This is a genomic window from Pseudomonas sp. TH08 (assembly GCF_016651275.1).
Taxonomy (GTDB): domain Bacteria; phylum Pseudomonadota; class Gammaproteobacteria; order Pseudomonadales; family Pseudomonadaceae; genus Aquipseudomonas.
Genome location: NZ_JAEKEE010000005.1, coordinates 282,614 through 298,854, shown reverse-complemented (window position 1 = coordinate 298,854; position 16,241 = coordinate 282,614). Strand labels below are relative to the sequence as shown.

General features: G+C 59.1%; 15 protein-coding genes and 2 pseudogenes. 7 read left to right on the top strand and 10 right to left on the bottom strand.

From position 1 onward, the window contains the following. Positions 1-181 precede the first annotated feature (181 nt). From JFT91_RS24830 to JFT91_RS24810, 5 genes are read right to left on the bottom strand one after another with little or no spacing between them, the layout of a single operon-like run. The gene (locus JFT91_RS24830; protein WP_201234165.1) at positions 182-1,171 is read right to left on the bottom strand and encodes a FecR domain-containing protein; all 990 of its coding nucleotides are present in this window, start codon (positions 1,169-1,171) and stop codon (positions 182-184) included. Next, positions 1,168-1,734: an RNA polymerase sigma factor gene (locus JFT91_RS24825; RefSeq protein WP_201227896.1), complete on the bottom strand. Its 567-nt coding sequence runs from the start codon at positions 1,732-1,734 to the stop codon at positions 1,168-1,170. The genes JFT91_RS24830 and JFT91_RS24825 overlap by 4 nt, the downstream gene beginning before the upstream one ends. Before the next feature lies 1 nt (position 1,735). Then, positions 1,736-2,062, bottom strand: coding sequence for a DUF3325 domain-containing protein (locus JFT91_RS24820; protein ID WP_201200716.1), 327 nt, complete (start codon positions 2,060-2,062; stop codon positions 1,736-1,738). After that, a complete protein-coding gene (locus tag JFT91_RS24815) occupies positions 2,062-3,645 on the bottom strand; it encodes a PepSY-associated TM helix domain-containing protein (protein WP_201200715.1) in 1,584 nt (527 codons plus the stop codon). The genes JFT91_RS24820 and JFT91_RS24815 overlap by 1 nt, the downstream gene beginning before the upstream one ends. Continuing rightward, complete coding sequence (locus JFT91_RS24810; RefSeq protein WP_201200712.1) at positions 3,642-3,947, bottom strand: DUF3649 domain-containing protein; 306 nt, start codon at positions 3,945-3,947, stop codon at positions 3,642-3,644. The genes JFT91_RS24815 and JFT91_RS24810 overlap by 4 nt, the downstream gene beginning before the upstream one ends. A gap of 190 nt (positions 3,948-4,137) precedes the next feature. Here JFT91_RS24810 and JFT91_RS24805 point away from each other — a divergent pair, with 190 nt between their 5' ends. The 3 genes from JFT91_RS24805 to fecA all read left to right on the top strand — a co-directional run bounded on the left by JFT91_RS24805 (position 4,138) and on the right by fecA (position 8,071). Beyond that, the gene (locus tag JFT91_RS24805; protein ID WP_201200711.1) at positions 4,138-4,626 is read left to right on the top strand and encodes a sigma-70 family RNA polymerase sigma factor; all 489 of its coding nucleotides are present in this window, start codon (positions 4,138-4,140) and stop codon (positions 4,624-4,626) included. After that, on the top strand, positions 4,623-5,555 hold the full coding sequence (locus JFT91_RS24800; RefSeq protein WP_201200710.1) for a DUF4880 domain-containing protein: 933 nt from the start codon (positions 4,623-4,625) through the stop codon (positions 5,553-5,555). Before JFT91_RS24805 ends, JFT91_RS24800 begins: the two co-directional genes overlap by 4 nt. Before the next feature lie 182 nt (positions 5,556-5,737). Then, on the top strand, positions 5,738-8,071 hold the full coding sequence (gene fecA, locus JFT91_RS24795) for a TonB-dependent Fe(3+) dicitrate receptor FecA (protein WP_201200701.1): 2,334 nt from the start codon (positions 5,738-5,740) through the stop codon (positions 8,069-8,071). 109 nt (positions 8,072-8,180) lie between these two features. Here the strand turns inward: fecA and JFT91_RS24790 are convergent, their stop codons facing one another. The 4 genes from JFT91_RS24790 to JFT91_RS24775 form a co-directional block, all read right to left on the bottom strand. Further along, positions 8,181-9,287, bottom strand: coding sequence for an amidase family protein (locus JFT91_RS24790; protein ID WP_201234164.1), 1,107 nt, complete (start codon positions 9,285-9,287; stop codon positions 8,181-8,183). Continuing rightward, complete coding sequence (locus JFT91_RS29890) at positions 9,284-9,817, bottom strand: amidase family protein (protein WP_201234163.1); 534 nt, start codon at positions 9,815-9,817, stop codon at positions 9,284-9,286. The genes JFT91_RS24790 and JFT91_RS29890 overlap by 4 nt, the downstream gene beginning before the upstream one ends. Positions 9,818-10,051: 234 nt before the next feature. Next, complete coding sequence (locus JFT91_RS24780; protein ID WP_201234162.1) at positions 10,052-10,459, bottom strand: HPF/RaiA family ribosome-associated protein; 408 nt, start codon at positions 10,457-10,459, stop codon at positions 10,052-10,054. Positions 10,460-10,659: 200 nt separating this feature from the next. Next, positions 10,660-11,607 (bottom strand): LysR substrate-binding domain-containing protein, encoded by a 948-nt coding sequence (locus JFT91_RS24775; protein ID WP_201146939.1) that lies wholly within the window; start codon positions 11,605-11,607, stop codon positions 10,660-10,662. Positions 11,608-11,742: 135 nt separating this feature from the next. On the opposite strand from JFT91_RS24775, the gene JFT91_RS24770 reads away from it, so the two are divergent. From JFT91_RS24770 to JFT91_RS24760, 3 genes and pseudogenes are all read left to right on the top strand, one after another. Next, on the top strand, positions 11,743-13,119 hold the full coding sequence (locus tag JFT91_RS24770; protein WP_201227904.1) for an L-serine ammonia-lyase: 1,377 nt from the start codon (positions 11,743-11,745) through the stop codon (positions 13,117-13,119). A gap of 86 nt (positions 13,120-13,205) precedes the next feature. Next, a pseudogene (locus JFT91_RS24765) lies at positions 13,206-14,506 on the top strand (serine/threonine transporter). 305 nt (positions 14,507-14,811) lie between these two features. Beyond that, the gene (locus JFT91_RS24760; RefSeq protein ID WP_201146941.1) at positions 14,812-15,129 is read left to right on the top strand and encodes a DUF3509 domain-containing protein; all 318 of its coding nucleotides are present in this window, start codon (positions 14,812-14,814) and stop codon (positions 15,127-15,129) included. Here the strand turns inward: JFT91_RS24760 and JFT91_RS24755 are convergent. Then, on the bottom strand, positions 15,126-15,626 hold the full coding sequence (locus JFT91_RS24755) for a phosphate-starvation-inducible protein PsiE (RefSeq protein WP_095188769.1): 501 nt from the start codon (positions 15,624-15,626) through the stop codon (positions 15,126-15,128). The genes JFT91_RS24760 and JFT91_RS24755 overlap by 4 nt on opposite strands. Positions 15,627-15,953: 327 nt before the next feature. On the opposite strand from JFT91_RS24755, the pseudogene JFT91_RS24750 reads away from it, so the two are divergent. After that, positions 15,954-16,208, top strand: a pseudogene (locus JFT91_RS24750) (YebG family protein); the annotation flags it as partial. Between the last annotated feature and the right edge of the window lie 33 nt (positions 16,209-16,241).

Sequence of the window (16,241 nt, the reverse complement as noted above, 5' to 3'; positions counted from 1 at the left end):
CTCGCAGTTTCAGTCACTACACGGATGGGACTCGGGTTTACCTCACCACAAATCTGAAAATATTTTTGGAGGTGTGTTGTCGGGCCCGACGCCTTCGCGAGCAGGCTAGCCCCCACAGGGATTTTGTGTCGATAACAGATCCAGTGTGGGAGCGAGCCTGCTCGCGAAGAGGCCAGTGGCCTCAACGCAAAATAATCAGATGCCCCAACACCTGATGCTGCTCAAACCCCAACACCCCTTGCAGGGAACTCAACACAGCCTGCGGATCCTTGCTCGGGAAACTGCCACTGACCTTGCGCGCTGCCAGCTCATCGTTGAGCAGCACGATCCGTCCGGGGTAATACCGGCGCAAATCTTCCACGACATCCGCCAGCGTCGACTTGTAGTAAGTCAGCCAGCCCTGACGCCAGGCCAGTTGCGCCTCACTGTCCACCGCATGCAGTTTTTGCGCTGCGCCCTGACCGTAGGCGACTTGCTGCCCCGCTGTAAGAATCTGCTGTTCGCCTTGACGATCCGCCTTCACACCAACGCGACCCGACAACACCGTGACCTGCGCGCCGTGCGGCTGCAGACGCACTTCAAATTGCGTCCCGAGCACCCGCGCCTCACCTTTTTCCGCTGCTACTACAAACGGATCACCCGTGTGCGTGACGCTGAAAAAACCGGCACCGCGACGTAACTGAACATGCCGCTCACCTTTGCTGAAATCCACGGCGATGGCGCTGTCGGCATCGAGGGTCACTTGCGATTGGTCCGCCAGGGTCACCGTGCGGATCTCGCCGGGTGCCGAGACATAATCAGCGCCCAGATCGTCGGCCCAGCGTTGCGGTTGCCATCCCGTACCGAGGCTGACCATCAGCAGCAGACACGCCGCCATCGCCAGCGCCCCCGACCAACGCAGCAGCGGCGTACGACGCGGACGCTCCATGGCATTGAGATAACCCTGCAACGCCAAGGCGTCTTCAGCGGCCAAAATCTGCGCCGGGCCTTCGCTCAATTCCCACACGACCTGGGCCTGGGCGTACGCCTCGGCATGCGCCGGATCTGCACGCAGCCATTGGCTGAAAATCAGTTGATCGCCAGCACTCGGTCGATCATGCAACAGGCTCAGCCAGGCAAAAGCCGCCTGCTCCTGAGCGGGCGTCGGGCTGACGCGGTCGATGTGAGTCACGGTGCTTTCCCTGGCGTGCGTGGCGCGGGTTCGCGCAGGCTGGCCTTGCAGGCCTCGAGGGCGCGCATCATATGTTTTTCCACGGCACTTTGGGACAGGCCCATGGCTTTGGCGATTTCCGCGTATTTGCGACCGTGGATGCGATTGAGCAAAAAGATCTGCCGCGTGCGCTCGGGCAACGCGCGCAATGCCGCTTCGACATGGCGCAGATCATTGCCCGCTTCTAGCGCGGCTTGCGGCTCGCTACCGTGACTGTCCGGCGCGTCCGGTTGCCAGCCTTCGTTGACGCGCGTGCGCGTGCCTTCGCTGCGCAAATGGTCGATGGCAATATTGCCGGCACAGCGCAGCAGATACGTGCCGAGTTCCTCGACCTGCACCAGCGGCCGGCGCCAGAAACGCAAGAACAAATCCTGCACCAGATCCGCCGCCGTCGCCCGGCAGCCGACTCGCCGGTTGACCAAGGCTTCCATTTGCGAACGCTGGGACAGGAACACCTGAAGAAAATGCGCACGCGCGCCACGCGGCTCGTCGTCGCGTGAATCCGGCGGCAGACCGATCAGCATTTCAGCTCAGCGCCCATGCGACGACCGGACTGGCCAACAGGCTCGCAGCGGCCAACGCCAATGCCAGACGCGGGCGGTAAGGCAGCAGCAACACCAGCACGAGGGCGCTGAGCATCAACACCGCGAACCAGTCGACCAGACCGAAACTCCAGCCGCCCGCCGCCACCGCCGCCCACAGCGACAATGCCAGCAACGACCAGCCAACCAGTTTCAAGGCCTGAGCGCGGCGAACAGACGGTTTGTTGCCGAGCAATTCATCGTGGTGCCGAGGCATCGACAGGCACAGTGCGCTGAACCCGGCGTAAGTGAGCAATAGCGGCAACAACATCAGTTTGCCCCTTGCTCAAGCGAGACCGGCCGACTGGCTTCGCGCGGTGTTCTTTTGACCCTGACGGTGTTGCCGGCGCGGTGCATTTTCATCGCCGCCCAAACCAGCAACAGGCCTGTTGCGAGACACGTCAGGTCGAACCCCGCCAGCGCCCAATCGCCCTGCGCCAAGGTGGCCGCGAGATTCCACGGAGTCAGCGCATTGATCAGCGGCAGCGCAATAAACAGCAGCGCGCCGAACGCAAGTTGCTCAACCCAAGCCCTGCGCCCCCGACGCAGCAAGGCATGCACAACACTCAAACCCCAGGTGATGAAAAATGCATTCACTTCCCAGTCCGCACGCTCGGCCATACTCACTGGCAGTAGACGGTTGGCGAGGAAAAACATCGCCACCGCCGCCACCAGGCCGCTCATGCTGGCAATGTTCAGCACTTCTACCAAACGCAGTTCGAACGGCATGACGCCGCTCTTGGCGTGTTTGAGCTGACGCTTGCCGAGCCAGATCACCAGGCCGGTGCCGATCATCGCCGTGCCGGCCAGACCGCAGATGAAATACAGCCAACGCAACAGCGGACCGGCGAAGTGCCCCATGTGTAAGCCATAGAACGTCCCACCCACCGCCATCGCCGCCGGTTGATCAGGTGTGCTGCCGAGCATTTCGCCAGTGACACCGTTAAAGGTCACGGCACTGCCGAAATCGTGGACGATGCGATCACCCGCCCGGGACAACACTACCGTGGCATTGGCATCCCCCGGATTGTTCACCGAAAGCCGAGCAGTGTGGCCGCCTGACCATTGCTCGCTGGCTTTGCTCAACAGCGGCGCCATGGCTGCCAGCGGCGCAGCGACATTCGCCCGTTCCGGCGTCTTCGAGGCCGGGAAAACTTCGTCATAGAACGTGCGCACGTCACTGCCATAGGACGCCACGATGCTGGCGGGCATGACCATCGACATGAAAATCACCAGGCTGCTGTAGGTGATCATCAAGTGAAACGGCAACACCAGCACGCCCACGGCGTTATGCCCGTCGAGCCAGGAACGCTGGCCTTTGCGCGGTCGGAAGGTGAAGAAGTCCTTGAAGATTTTCTTGTGGGTGATGATCCCGGTGATCAGTGCGACAAACATCACCATGGCCGCGATGGTCGACAGCCAGCGTCCCCACGGATAAGGCATCTGCAACTGGAAATGAAAGCGGTAAAAGAACTCGCCGCCCATGCTTTCGCGGCCCTGCACTTCAGCGCCGGTTTGCGCGTCGAGGGTTTTCGATTCGAAGCGCCCGCGCTCGCCGTTTTTTGCCGGTGCCTGCTGCCAACGCACCGAGAGGCCGGGATCACGGGCATCGGGCAAATCGATCAGCCAGCGTGAGGCGCCGGCCGCATGTTGTTGCAGATAGTCCTCGGCCAACGTCAGGCTGGTTTCGGCATTGACTGATCGCGCCGCAATTTCCGGCTGCATCCAGTGACTGATTTCATCCTTGAAGTAGGCCAGGGTGCCGGTCAGGAAAATCGCGAACAACAGCCAGCCGAAGATCAGTCCCGTCCAGGTGTGCAACCAGGCCATCGCCTGACGAAAACCCTCTTTCATGCGTAACCCAAGCCGCGCGCCGCGCCAGAGACAGTTGCCAGAATCACGCTCGGCACCAGCAAACCGACCCACGCCGACCACGCGGTGCGGCAGGCGAAGCACCAGAGCACAGCCACCAGATAGACCAGAAACGAAACGGTCATGCCGGTCACCACGGCTTCGGCGCGGTTCATCGGCAACCACAGCGTCAGCGTGACACTGGCCAGCGCCGCTACCAGATAACCACCAAACACCGCCGCCAGCACCCGCGAGGTGACGGCCAGACGATAGGACATGGGAAGTGTGGCGAGTTTGGCTTTCATGTTTCGACCCTGAAACGAAAATGGCCGGCCGACAAGCCGAACCCACAGGCGAGCAATATTAATGATAAATATTCTCATACGCAAAAGCATCTGATTGCCGGCCAGGGTCTTCGCCCACTACAATGCGAACAGTTCTTGTTCTCTAACGCATGCTCTCAACCGCGTCACGAAAGCGCCCGGAGTCATACCGTTGTCGTCCGCCCATCCTGTCGAATCGCTCTACCAGGCCCACCACAGCTGGCTCACCGGCTGGCTGCGGCGCAAAATCGGCTGCCCGGACAGCGCAGCAGATCTGGCGCAGGACACGTTCATCAAGGTACTGACCGCCCGCGAACCACCGGTAATCATCGAACCACGCGCGTTCCTCACTACGCTCGCCAAGCGGGTTTTGTTCAATCATTACCGCCGTCAGGATCTGGAACGCGCCTATCTCGACACGCTGGCGCAGATGCCGGAAATGGTCGCGCCGTCGGAAGAACACAAAGCAATCATCCTGCAAACCCTGATCGAGCTGGATGAGTTGCTTGATGGCTTGCCGCGTCAGGTCAAACGCGCGTTTTTGCTGGCGCAGGTCGACGGCCTGACGTATCCACAGATCGCTGCAGAACTGGACATATCTGTAGCCACGGTCAAACGTCACCTGAACAAAGCGGCGCTGCGCTGCTACTTCGCGCTATGAACCGCACTGCGGATTTTTCCTCGCTAGTGGCCGAGCAGGCAGTGCACTGGCTGATGGAAATGCAGCAAGGTGCATTCACCCCGCGCCAGCAACAGGCGTGGCAGCAGTGGATGGATGCTCACAGCGAGCACCGACGGGCGTGGGAACACATTCAACGGGTCAACCAGCGCTTGCGTGGTGTGTCTTCGCCGCTGGCGCATGCAGCGTTGAACGCGCCGAAGTCCGGCAGCCGCCGCCAGGCACTGAAACTGCTGCTGATTCTTGGCGCCGGTTCGGCAGTGACCTGGGGCATGCGCGAGCACAATCCACTGCCGTCGCTGCTCGCCGACTATCGCAGCCCGATTGGCCAACGGCGCATGGTGGCGTTGGATGCGGGCGGTCAGTTGCAACTCAACACGGCCAGTGCGGCGGATGTCGATGGAGCGCAGCGGCTGATCCGCTTGCTCGAAGGCGAAATCCTCCTGACGGCCAGGCAACCGTTCGAAGTGCGCACGGCTCAGGGCATTCTGAAAACCCAGGGCGCGCGCCTCAATGTGCGGCAGTTTGCCGATCGCACGCAGGTGGCGGTGTTTGAAGGTCGGGTCGAGCTGGCCGCCAGCGGACGCCCGCCAATGCTGCTGCCCGTCGCCCGGCAACTGAACTTCACCTCGACGTCGGTCAGCGAAGCCAGACCGTTGGACGCCAACAGCGGTGCCTGGGCCGACGGCATGCTGGTGGCAGCGCACATGCGTCTGGGCGACTTCCTTGATGAGCTTGGACGTTATCGTCGCGGGCAGTTGCATTGCGACAAGAACGTCGCCGACTTGCTGATCTCGGGGACTTATCCACTGGATGACAGTGAGCGGATTCTTGATCTGCTGGAAATCAGTCTGCCGGTGAAGGTGAAGCGCTTTACCCGTTATTGGGTGACCGTCGAGGCACGGGTTTAACCCGCAAAGATCAAAAGATCGCAACCTGCGGCAACGCCTACCTGGGTGGACGCGTTTGCAATGCAAGCGCTGCCGCAGACTGCGATCTTTTGATCTGCAAAAAAATAAATGAGCCGTTTTTCAGATCTGGCGTGACAGAGAAGGAAAGCCCCCTTGATTCAACCTTCTCAGGATCACCCATCATGCACCCCACCCGCCTCACGCCACTGGCGCGCACCCTGCGCAATCTCGTTCTCGGCGCCAGCCTGAGCTTCAGCGCCCTGCCCGCCGCACTGGCTGCCGACGCCAAGGCGTATCACATCGCGCCGTCGTCGCTGGAAAATGCTCTCAACCAGTTTGGCCGTGAAGCGGGCGTGCTGATTTCCTTTGGCTCGCAAGTCACTCGTGGTGTGCAAAGCCGTGGTCTGGAAGGCAGTTACACGCCGGAACAAGGCCTCAATGCGTTGCTTGAAGGCACCGGCCTGCAAGCGCGCGCCGAAGGCAATAACGCCTTCAGCCTGCAACCCTTGAGCGAAGCGGCACTGGAACTGGACACCTCGAAAGTCGTCGGCGACTGGCTCGGTGACGCCGCGCAAATCAACGTCTTCGAACATCCCGGTGCCCGCGACGTGATCCGCCGCGAAGAATTTGAACGTCAGGGCGCGACTCAAGCACGCGATGTGCTCAACCGCATCCCCGGCGTCAACGCCCCGGAAAACAATGGCACCGGCAGCCACGACATGGCGCTGAACTTCGGCATTCGTGGTTTGAACCCACGCCTGGCGGCACGCTCTACCGTGCTGATGGACGGTATTCCGGTGCCGTTCGCACCTTACGGTCAGCCGCAGTTGTCGTTCGCGCCGATCAGCATGGGCAACATGGACGCCGTCGACGTCGTGCGTGGCGGCGGCGCGGTGCGCTACGGCCCGCAGAACGTCGGTGGCGTGGTCAACTTCGTGACCCGCGCAATTCCCGATGAGCCCACCGTCAAAGGTGGCTTGCAGACTGAAACCAGCCCATCGTCGAGCCATGACGGCTTCAAGACCAACGCCAATCTGTTGGCCGGTGGCACCGCCGATAATGGTCTGGGTGGCGCATTGCTGTATTCCGGCACCCGCGGCGGTGACTGGCGTGAACACAGCGACACCGAAATCGACGACCTGATCCTAAAGGGCAAATACCAGCTCGACGAAGCCAATAGCTTCAATGCCATGGCCCAATATTACGAAGGCAAGGCCGATATGCCCGGTGGCCTGAACGTCGCCGACTACGATGCTGATCCCTATCAGTCGACGCGCCCCAAAGACCAGTTCTGGGGCCGACGCACGATGTTCAACTTCGGCTATCGCTATCAGGAAGATCGCCGCGAGTTCACCGCCAACACCTTCTTCACCAAGACCTTGCGCAGTGGTTATCTGGATCAGGGCAGCTTCCTCTCGCTGTCGCCACGCGAGTACTGGGTACGTGGCCTGGAAACCCGTTTCGCCCAAGGCTTCGACCTCGGCCCGACCAGCCACGAAGTCGGCGTCGGCTATCGTTACATCAACGAGGCCGGTCACGAACTGCGCTATCGCACACCGATCGCCAGCAATGAATACCCGACCACCAATAGCCGCAACGACCGTGATACGCGCGGCGGCACCGAGGCCAATGCGTTCTTCGTCGATGACCGCATCGACATCGGCAAATGGACGATCACCCCGGGCGTGCGCTACGAGATGATCGAGTCGCAACAGACCAACAACCTGACCAACGTCAAATACAAGGGTGACTACAACACCGCGCTGCCGGCACTGAACGTGCTTTACCACCTCACCGACAGCTGGAATCTGTACGCCAACACCGAAGGCTCGTTCGGCAGCGTGCAATACAGCCAGATGCCCAATCGTGTGAGCAGCGGCGAAGTGAAACCGGAGAAGGCCCGCACCTGGGAACTCGGTACTCGCTACGACAACGGTGCGTTGCGCGCGGAAATCGGTGCGTTCCTGATCAACTTCGATAACCAGTACGAAAGCAACCAGACCAATGACTCGGTGATCGCCCGTGGCGAAACCCGTCACCAGGGCATCGAGACCAGCGTCAACTACGCGCTGGATGACTTGAGCCCGGCGCTGGCCGGCTTCGATGTCTACGCCACGTACGCATTCGTTGACGCGACCATTCGCGAAGATGGCCCGAACAAAGGCAATCGCGTGCCGTTCTCCTCGAAACACAAAGGCACGATTGGCGTGGGTTACACCGAAGGGGCGTGGAAGCTCAATCTGGACAGCAGCTTCCAGAGCGACCAGTTCGCCGACAACGCCAACACCACCAAAGAAAGCGCCGATGGCAGCACCGGCAAAATCCCGGGGTACATGCTGTTCAGCAGCCGCGCAGGCTACGACTTCGGCCCGCAGTTATCGGATTTGAACGTGGCAGTGGGCGTGAAGAACATCTTCAACACGCAGTACTTCACGCGCTCGTTTGATGACAACAACAAAGGTAAATATGTGGGGGAACCGCGCACGGTTTATGTGCAAACCTCGGTAGCGTTCTGATTCAGCCAGCCAACTGCCCGCTCCCACATTGGAATGCCTTCCAACCTGTGGGAGCGGGCTTGCTCGCGAAGAGGCCTGCCCAGTCAGACCTGCCATCACTGCCCTTCTCTCACTCTGGACTTGGCCCAAGTGTCGATTGCAGATTCTCGGCAATCAATCGGCCTTTGACCTGTTGCTCGTAGTCGTATGCACAGGCAATCAGATCGCGCTCACTCCACAGGCGACCGACAAATATCAACGAGAACGGTTGGCCCTGTGGATAAACGCCACTGGGAACAACCACGCCCGGAATCCCGGCAATATTGATCACAGAGGCGGTCGTCGCGTCCATGAAGCCTTCATACACATCACCCAAGGGCTCGAGCATTTGCGGAAACACCATCGCGTCCAGATTATTTTCATCCATGACTCGATTGAAAATGCGCAGATAGTTTTCGCGAAGATTGGCAAACCCGGAAAGATCCGGCGCAACCGTCGGTGTCTTGTAAGAGCCGGCGAGCACCGGTAACTGGGTCGTATAGTATTCAAGCGGTCCTTGCGCCTCGAACAGATTGACGCCAATCCGGGCCTGTAATTGCTCAAGTGAATGAACTTGCGCACTGTCCCCAAGGTTCTTCAGGTAAAGATCCAGATCATAGGCATGAGCATCGGAGCCGCGAGCGTCATAGTCACCATCAGCCGGTGCCATTTCAACTAACCCGGAACCGGCGAAAGGGTCGTCGACCAAAATAGCGCCCAGTGCTTCAAGCTGTTTTACCGCCTTGTAATACTGCTGTTTTGTCGCCCTTGGCAACGTTGCGAAAGACCCACTCCAACCCGCACCAAACAAGCCGATGCGTTTGCCCTTGAGGGCTCCCGGTTGCAAGCCTGATGAATAACCTTGTTGAGGGATGTTGCCAAACGACGCCGTGGTTTTAGGATCGTCCAGCGTATAGCCCGCCAAGACGTCCAACGTCATTGCCGCATCCCGCACATTGCGGGCGATCGGTCCCACCACATCGCGTGTCGATCCCGCTTGTGGAATGACGCCGGAATTTGGGATGAGACCAAATGTGGGCTTGATACCAACCAGGCTCTGCGCACCGGCGGGATTTTGAATGGAGCCGCCGGTTTCCTCTGCCAGCCCCACCACGGCAAAGTTGGCTGCGACAGCCGTCGCAGTGCCAGCAGACGAGCCACCCGGCGACCAGGAACGATTGAGGGCGTTGTAAGTCACCCCGGCCCAACTGTCATTGGCGTTGGCAGGATTTCCAGAAAAACCGGCACGTTGGTCTTGCCCAAAATGATCGCGCCGGCCGCCCGCAGACGCTGGACGACAGCAGCATCACGCTCAGGTATGAGGTCCATACCTCCAGCCTTTGATGAAAGAGGAGCGTAGCCCGCCGTAGAGGCAAACCCGGCCATGTCTATGGTGTCCTTCACGACTACCGGAATGCCCGCCATTGGCTCTAGCTGTTCTCCTGCACGGCGCCTGCGATCAATATCGCGAGCTTCATCCAGTGCTTTCGAGTTCATCGCGGTAAAGGCGTTGTAGTAAGGATTGTATTGATCAATACGAGACAGAAAGGCTCGTGTCAGTTGCTCGGATGTATAACGTCCTTGTGCAAAGTCTTTATTAATTTCAGAAATAGTCAGTTCCCTGACATCGACTTCGTTGCCGTGAGCATAACTTGCGCACATCCCAAGAACCGATGTGGCAAACATCGCAAGTAAAAGCCTGCGCGAGCTCCCAGTAGCATATTCCATTACAGCCTTCCTTGATCCGTACAACTTATTAATTCAGATATTCAGCCCTCTTGTTTAAAACGTCTCGCCGCAGGATAAATCAAAGACAACACTGTATGCGTTTCAATACAAAGACACGATTCACTCTCGGCTCCAGCCTATAAGCTGACTTTAACTAACATTAAAAACCGCAAACAAAAACGGGCCTGCATTCGCAGGCCCGTTCTCATTGGGTTGGCTTATAAAATCAGCGTATCAGCTGTTGATCGCTGCCTGTTCGTTCTCATCAAACTCTTCCGCCAACAGCTTGTCGTTGGCCTTGCCGGTGAATGGCACCACAGCGGCGCGTGGTTTACCTCGCAGTTTGCCGAAAAGGTGCTCCAGGGCGTGCTCGAGTTTTTCGGCGGCGCCGTCGATCGCCTGTTCCAGCGAATCGGCTTTGTGGGTCACGGAAATCGGTTGATGGCCTTTTGGCCGTGCTTCCAGTTGGCAGCGCATGTCATGGGGACCAGGTTTGTCACCGTTCTCGTCGCTCAGGTGGACTTCGACACGGGTCAGGTCTTCTTCATAACGTTCGAGCGTGCTCTCAATGGTTGTACGTACCCACTCCTCCAGTCGTTGACTACTTTGAATATGGTTATCGCTGTTGACTTGGATTTGCATAGTTCATCCCTTATTTCAGCTAGCTCGCGAGGGGCCTTGAATTGAATTTCCTGACCCCTTGGTTACAACAATCGGCCCGACTGCCAAACATTTCAACCCCTGAAAAAAGAAAAATATTCATTCGCAAAAAAAGCCGGACAACCAAGCAAAGCGCTGGTAAGGTCGGGAGTTGGGTCGCCTCGCAACCCTGCAAAATTTGCTCACAATTGCCCGTCATTCAACGGGTGCAAACTGCGAAAAATCCCCGCCTCTTCGACCAGCCAATCATGCACCGCACGCACGCCCGGATGGCTCAACGCCCCCGGTGCATAGAGCAATACGTAACGTTTGTGGTTAGGCACTGACAGCCCGAACGGCACGATCAACGTCCCTCGTTCCAGCTCATCATTGAGCAGCGTGCGCCGGGCAATCGCCACGCCCATACCGGCAATCGCCGCTTCGATGGTCAGATGATTCCGATTGAAGGTATGCCCGCGCCGTACGTCGGCCCCTTCAAAACCGATCGCATTCAGATAAAACTCCCACTCCGCATATTCGTAACTGCCGCGCCAGGCAGTGATGTCGTGCAGTAACGGGAAATGCAGCAGGTCCGCCGGGCCATGCAGCGGCGGACGTCCGCGCAACAGACTCGGCGCACACACCGGGAAAATCTGCTCGTCGAGCAAGGCTGTGGATAACAACCCTGGATAACTGCCGTCGTTCAGATCAATCGCCAGATCAAAGTCGCCCTCATGCAACGGCACGCTGCTGTCCTCGGCGACCAGCCGCAACTGGATGTCCGGATAGCGCTGTTGCAAGCGTGGCAGACGCGGCGTCAGCCATTTGCTGAGGAACGACGGAATCGATCGCAGACGTAAAATCCCGCTGATCATCCCGGCGTCGAGTCGGCGCAGCTCCGCATCAATGCTGCCGTACGCCTCGTTGACGGTAATGGCCAGGCGTTGCCCTTCCGCACTCAGCTCCACGCCGCGCGCGCGCCGGTGGAACAAGCGAAACCCGAGACGCTCTTCCAACTGACGAATTTGCTGGCTGACCGCCCCCGGCGTGATGTGCAGTTCTTCTGCGCAACGGGTAAATGACAGGTGCCGCGCGGCACAGGAAAACACCTGCAGCCAGACGTAGGTCTGGGCATGCAATTGACGACTCATCGTTTAGTCCTGCTAAAGGCTTACTTAGGAAGTTTCGTTAGTCACGTCGGACCGAGGTAGGCAGTATCGCCGACATTGCGCTTGTCCTACAAAAAATGGCGGCGATTCCTCTACCATTCCTTGTAAGGCTTTAGCATGGCTATCAGTGTTTTCGATCTCTTCAAAGTCGGCATCGGTCCGTCCAGCTCCCACACCGTCGGCCCGATGCGCGCCGCTGCAACCTTCGCCCAGGCGCTGATCGACCAGCATTTGCTCAACGATGTGCGCCGTGTCGAAATCCGTCTGTACGGTTCGCTGTCGGCCACCGGCGTCGGCCACGCGACCGACCGTGCCACAGTCATGGGGCTGATGGGCGAATGGCCGGACAGCATTGATCCGTCGACCATCGATCCACGCATCCAGCAACTGCGCGAAACCGGATCACTGTCTCTCGCGGGTCAAAGAGACATTGCCTTCAACTGGCAAAGCGATCTCCTGCTGCTCGACGAGAGCCTGCCCTACCACCCCAACGCCATGTCGCTGACAGCCTTTGGCGAAAGCGCCGAGCTGTTCACGCAGACGTACTATTCGGTGGGTGGCGGTTTCATTATCGAGGCAGCGGAAGCCGAATCCGGTGTCGCGCCGGCCGGCGACGTGGTGTTGCCGTATGATTTTTCCAGCGCCGCCGAGCTGCTGTCACTGTGCAAGAAGCACAACCTGCGCGTGTCCGAACTGATGATGGCCAATGAGCGCGCGTGGCGCACTGACGCCGAAATCCGCCAAGGGCTGCTGCACATCTGGTCGGTGATGCGCGAGTGCGTCGAACAAGGCCTGCGCCACGAAGGCATTCTGCCCGGCGGCCTGAATGTGCCGCGCCGCGCGGCGAAACTGCACCGCAGCCTGTTGGAAATCGGCAAGCCGAATGTGATCAGTTCGACTCTGTCGGCGATGGAGTGGGTCAACCTGTTCGCCCTCGCGGTCAACGAAGAGAACGCTGCCGGCGGGCGCATGGTCACCGCGCCGACCAACGGCGCAGCCGGGATCATTCCGGCCGTTCTGCACTACTACATGAAATTCAACCCTGAGGCGTCTGACGATGACGTCGTCGCGTTCTTTTTGGGCGCGGCCGCCGTCGGCATTCTGTGTAAGAAAAATGCCTCGATTTCCGGCGCCGAAGTTGGCTGTCAGGGCGAAGTCGGTTCGGCCTGCGCCATGGCCGCTGCCGGTCTCGCCGACGTGCTCGGCGCCACGCCAGAGCAACTGGAAAACGCCGCCGAAATCGGCCTTGAGCACAACCTTGGCCTGACCTGCGACCCCGTCGGTGGCTTGGTGCAAGTGCCGTGCATCGAGCGCAATGCGATCGCTGCGGTGAAGGCGATCAACGCCACGCAAATGGCCCTGCGCGGCGACGGCAACCACTTCATTTCCCTCGACCGGGTGATCCGCACCATGCGCGATACCGGCGCCGACATGCATGACAAATACAAAGAGACTTCACGGGGCGGCCTGGCTGTGAACTGGGTGGAGTGCTGAGGCGCATTCCCTGATCGCCCCGGCAGGCCACACCCGACGGCCTGCCAACCGTGAGCCCGAGCAAGAATAATAACGAGGCGATAACGATGACCGATGTACGTACACCTGCTGCCGAAAATCCCGCTGTAGACCTGACAGGCAAATCCGCAACGGCCCACAAGGGCTGGAGCAAATCCGACACCACCTGGATGCTTGGCCTGTACGGTACCGCCATCGGTGCCGGCACTTTGTTCCTGCCGATCAACGCCGGTGTCGGCGGTTTCTGGCCGCTGCTGATTCTCGCCGTGCTGGCGTTCCCGATGACCTTCTTCGCCCACCGTGGCCTGACCCGTTTCGTCCTGTCCGGGCGCTCCGGGGACATCACCGAAGTGGTCGAAGAACATTTCGGCATCGGTGCCGGCAAGCTGATCACGCTGCTGTATTTCTTCGCGATCTTCCGATCCTGCTGGTTTACAGCGTGGCGCTGACCAACACCCTGAGCAGCTTCCTCGAACACCAACTGCACATTGCCCCACCGCCACGGGCGATCCTCTCGCTGGCGTTGATTCTCGGCCTGATGGCCATCGTCCGTTGCGGCCAGAACGTGATTGTCAAAGCCATGAGCGTGCTGGTTTATCCGTTCGTCGCGGCGTTGCTGCTACTCGCGCTCAGCCTGATACCGAACTGGAACGGCGCGTTCTTCGCCAGTGCGCAAGAAGCAATGCCGATGTCGGTGTTCTTCAAGACAATGTGGCTGGCGATCCCGGTGATGGTGTTCTCGTTCAACCACTCGCCGATCATCTCGGCCTTCGCGGTTGATCAAAAACAACGCTACGGCGATCAGGCCGAACGCAAGAGCAGCGGCATCCTCGCCATGGCGCACGGCATGATGGTGGTGACGGTGATGTTCTTCTGCTTCAGTTGCGTGCTGGCATTGTCGCCGGCGGATCTGGCAGCGGCGAAGGCGCAGAACATTTCGATCCTGTCGTACCTGGCCAACCACTTCCAGACCCCGGTCATCGCTTATGCAGCGCCGCTGATTGCGCTGGTGGCGATCACCAAATCCTTCCTCGGCCACTACATCGGCGCCAGCGAAGGCTTTCAGGGCATGATCGTGAAAAGCCTGCGCGGCCGTGGCAAGGTAATGTCGGCGAGCTGGCTGAACCGCGCGACTGCGCTGTTCATGATCCTCAGTTGCTGGGCTGTAGCGACGTTCAACCCGAGCATTCTCGGCATGATCGAAACCCTCGGCGGGCCGGTGATTGCCTGCCTGCTGTTCCTGATGCCGATGTACGCGATCCGCCGCGTGCCGGCCTTGCGCCAGTATTCGGGTCAGGCTTCCAACGTGTTTGTGGTGCTGATCGGCCTGATTGCACTGTCAGCGATCATCTATTCATTCCTGCCCTGAAAACGCGCCATAAAAAAAGGCGAGCCAAGCGGCTCGCCTTTTTTTTCGCCGTGTTCATTGTTCGACAAATTTCCCGGCATGTCCCTTGCAAACTCCCCCTGTAGGAGCTGTCGAGTGAAACGAGGCTGCGATCTTTTGACCTTCATGACCGAAATCAAAACATTGAAGAGCAAAAGATCGCAGCCTGCGGCAGCTCCTGCATGAGTAACCAGTACAGGACACGGAATGGCCGATGGTCTGGTATGGCGAACCAACCCGATCACGGCCGGTCAACAACTGCACGTTCAATCAGGCGGTGACGCATCATGGACAATCCTTTTCAGATCATTACCGATGCTTTCGCGCCGGACTATCAGATCAACCTGAGCATTCAGGGCCTGGACGGCAGCATCATGCTGACCCTGTCCAACAGTGGCCGCATCGTGGCCAAACGGATGATTAGCGCCGAACAGCGCAACGACCCCAAACGCCTCAAGCGTCTGGTGCAAAGCATTCAATTCGGCATCGCCATCGAACAGGGTCACAGCGCCATGGCGATCCTCGAAGCGATGACCAGCGGCGACGGACTCACCCCGCCACCGCCACAATCGCTCGACCAGCCTCGGCAAGTCGCCGGGCTTTAGAGTTCACCCTTCTCGACCTCGGGATGTTCACCAGAACCCGCACCTAACTTGCGCTGCGGTTTCTCGATCTTCACCGAGGGAAATTGTGACGAAGCGTAACGCACCACCAGAATCGAGAACGCCAGCAGCAGAATCCCGCCGCACAGGTAGATGATGCCCATGTCCGGCGGGTTGTGGTGCGAAACGTTGGAGATCAGCAGGCGCGTCAGCGCAGTGATCGCCACGTAGATCAGGAAGCGCACCGGCATGTGGTTGGTCTTGAAATAAATCCCGACCATCGCCCCGAGTTCCAGATAGATGAACAGCAACAGAATGTCATCGATCTTGATGTGGCCTTCCTCGAGCATCCCGAGAAACTCCATCACCGCCGCCCACGCCGTCACCGCACCGATGGCGAACAACGCCAGGTAGTGGAAGGTTTCGACGAACAGGTTGCCCAGGGACTCGGCCAGTTGATGCACGTTTTGCCGCAGTTTCTCGGCCCAGTTTATTTTCACGATGATGTTCCTTAGCCCGATTCGAGCGGATGATGCGTGTTGGACGTGACGGTTTTCTGCACGTTTGCAGTTTCATGCAGAAAAGAGGCCACGCCATCATGGCGAGCCGCCACCAAACCCGCGCCGTGGCGTTTAGTCGCACCGCGCCCCGCGCCTGCAGGAGTGAGCCTGCTCGCGATGGCCCAACACTGCCTCCCTGACAAACCCCAAATCCGGTCTACATTGAAAAGCCACTACCCATGGCGCAGGGATTCGCTTATCCTTTTCGCTGTATATGGATACAGTAGTCGTCAAGACAACTTAATGTGAAGGCATGTGAGGTGGTGAATGGCCGTCGAAGTGGTATACCGCAGCAGCCGAGATCTGGAGCGCTTGTTCATGGATAAAGCCGAAGCTGACCGTCATGACAAAATGCTCGAGCTGGCCGAATATCTGGCCGATGTGTTGCAAAAAGCCGTTCCGTCGCTGACTGAACAGCAAGTGGAAGAAGCCGGGATCTACATGGCGAAGAATCGCGATGTGTTTGCCCGTGCGTTCAAGAGCCAGCCTGACGCCCTGTCGGAACTGCTCAACGCACCGGCAGAGGTAGTGGCTGTGGCTGACGTTGCTGATGCG

Bases quoted from the DNA above. Each gene is read 5' to 3' on its own strand.
- JFT91_RS24825 (WP_201227896.1), bottom strand. From the start codon at position 1,734: ATGCTGATCGGTCTGCCGCCGGATTCACGCGACGACGAGCCGCGTGGC.
- JFT91_RS24820 (WP_201200716.1), bottom strand. From the start codon at position 2,062: ATGTTGTTGCCGCTATTGCTCACTTACGCCGGGTTCAGCGCACTGTGC.
- JFT91_RS24815 (WP_201200715.1), bottom strand. From the start codon at position 3,645: ATGAAAGAGGGTTTTCGTCAGGCGATGGCCTGGTTGCACACCTGGACG.
- JFT91_RS24810 (WP_201200712.1), bottom strand. From the start codon at position 3,947: ATGAAAGCCAAACTCGCCACACTTCCCATGTCCTATCGTCTGGCCGTC.
- JFT91_RS24800 (WP_201200710.1), top strand. From the start codon at position 4,623: ATGAACCGCACTGCGGATTTTTCCTCGCTAGTGGCCGAGCAGGCAGTG.
- fecA (WP_201200701.1), top strand. From the start codon at position 5,738: ATGCACCCCACCCGCCTCACGCCACTGGCGCGCACCCTGCGCAATCTC.
- JFT91_RS29890 (WP_201234163.1), bottom strand. From the start codon at position 9,817: ATGGAATATGCTACTGGGAGCTCGCGCAGGCTTTTACTTGCGATGTTT.
- JFT91_RS24780 (WP_201234162.1), bottom strand. From the start codon at position 10,459: ATGCAAATCCAAGTCAACAGCGATAACCATATTCAAAGTAGTCAACGA.
- JFT91_RS24775 (WP_201146939.1), bottom strand. From the start codon at position 11,607: ATGAGTCGTCAATTGCATGCCCAGACCTACGTCTGGCTGCAGGTGTTT.
- JFT91_RS24770 (WP_201227904.1), top strand. From the start codon at position 11,743: ATGGCTATCAGTGTTTTCGATCTCTTCAAAGTCGGCATCGGTCCGTCC.
- JFT91_RS24760 (WP_201146941.1), top strand. From the start codon at position 14,812: ATGGACAATCCTTTTCAGATCATTACCGATGCTTTCGCGCCGGACTAT.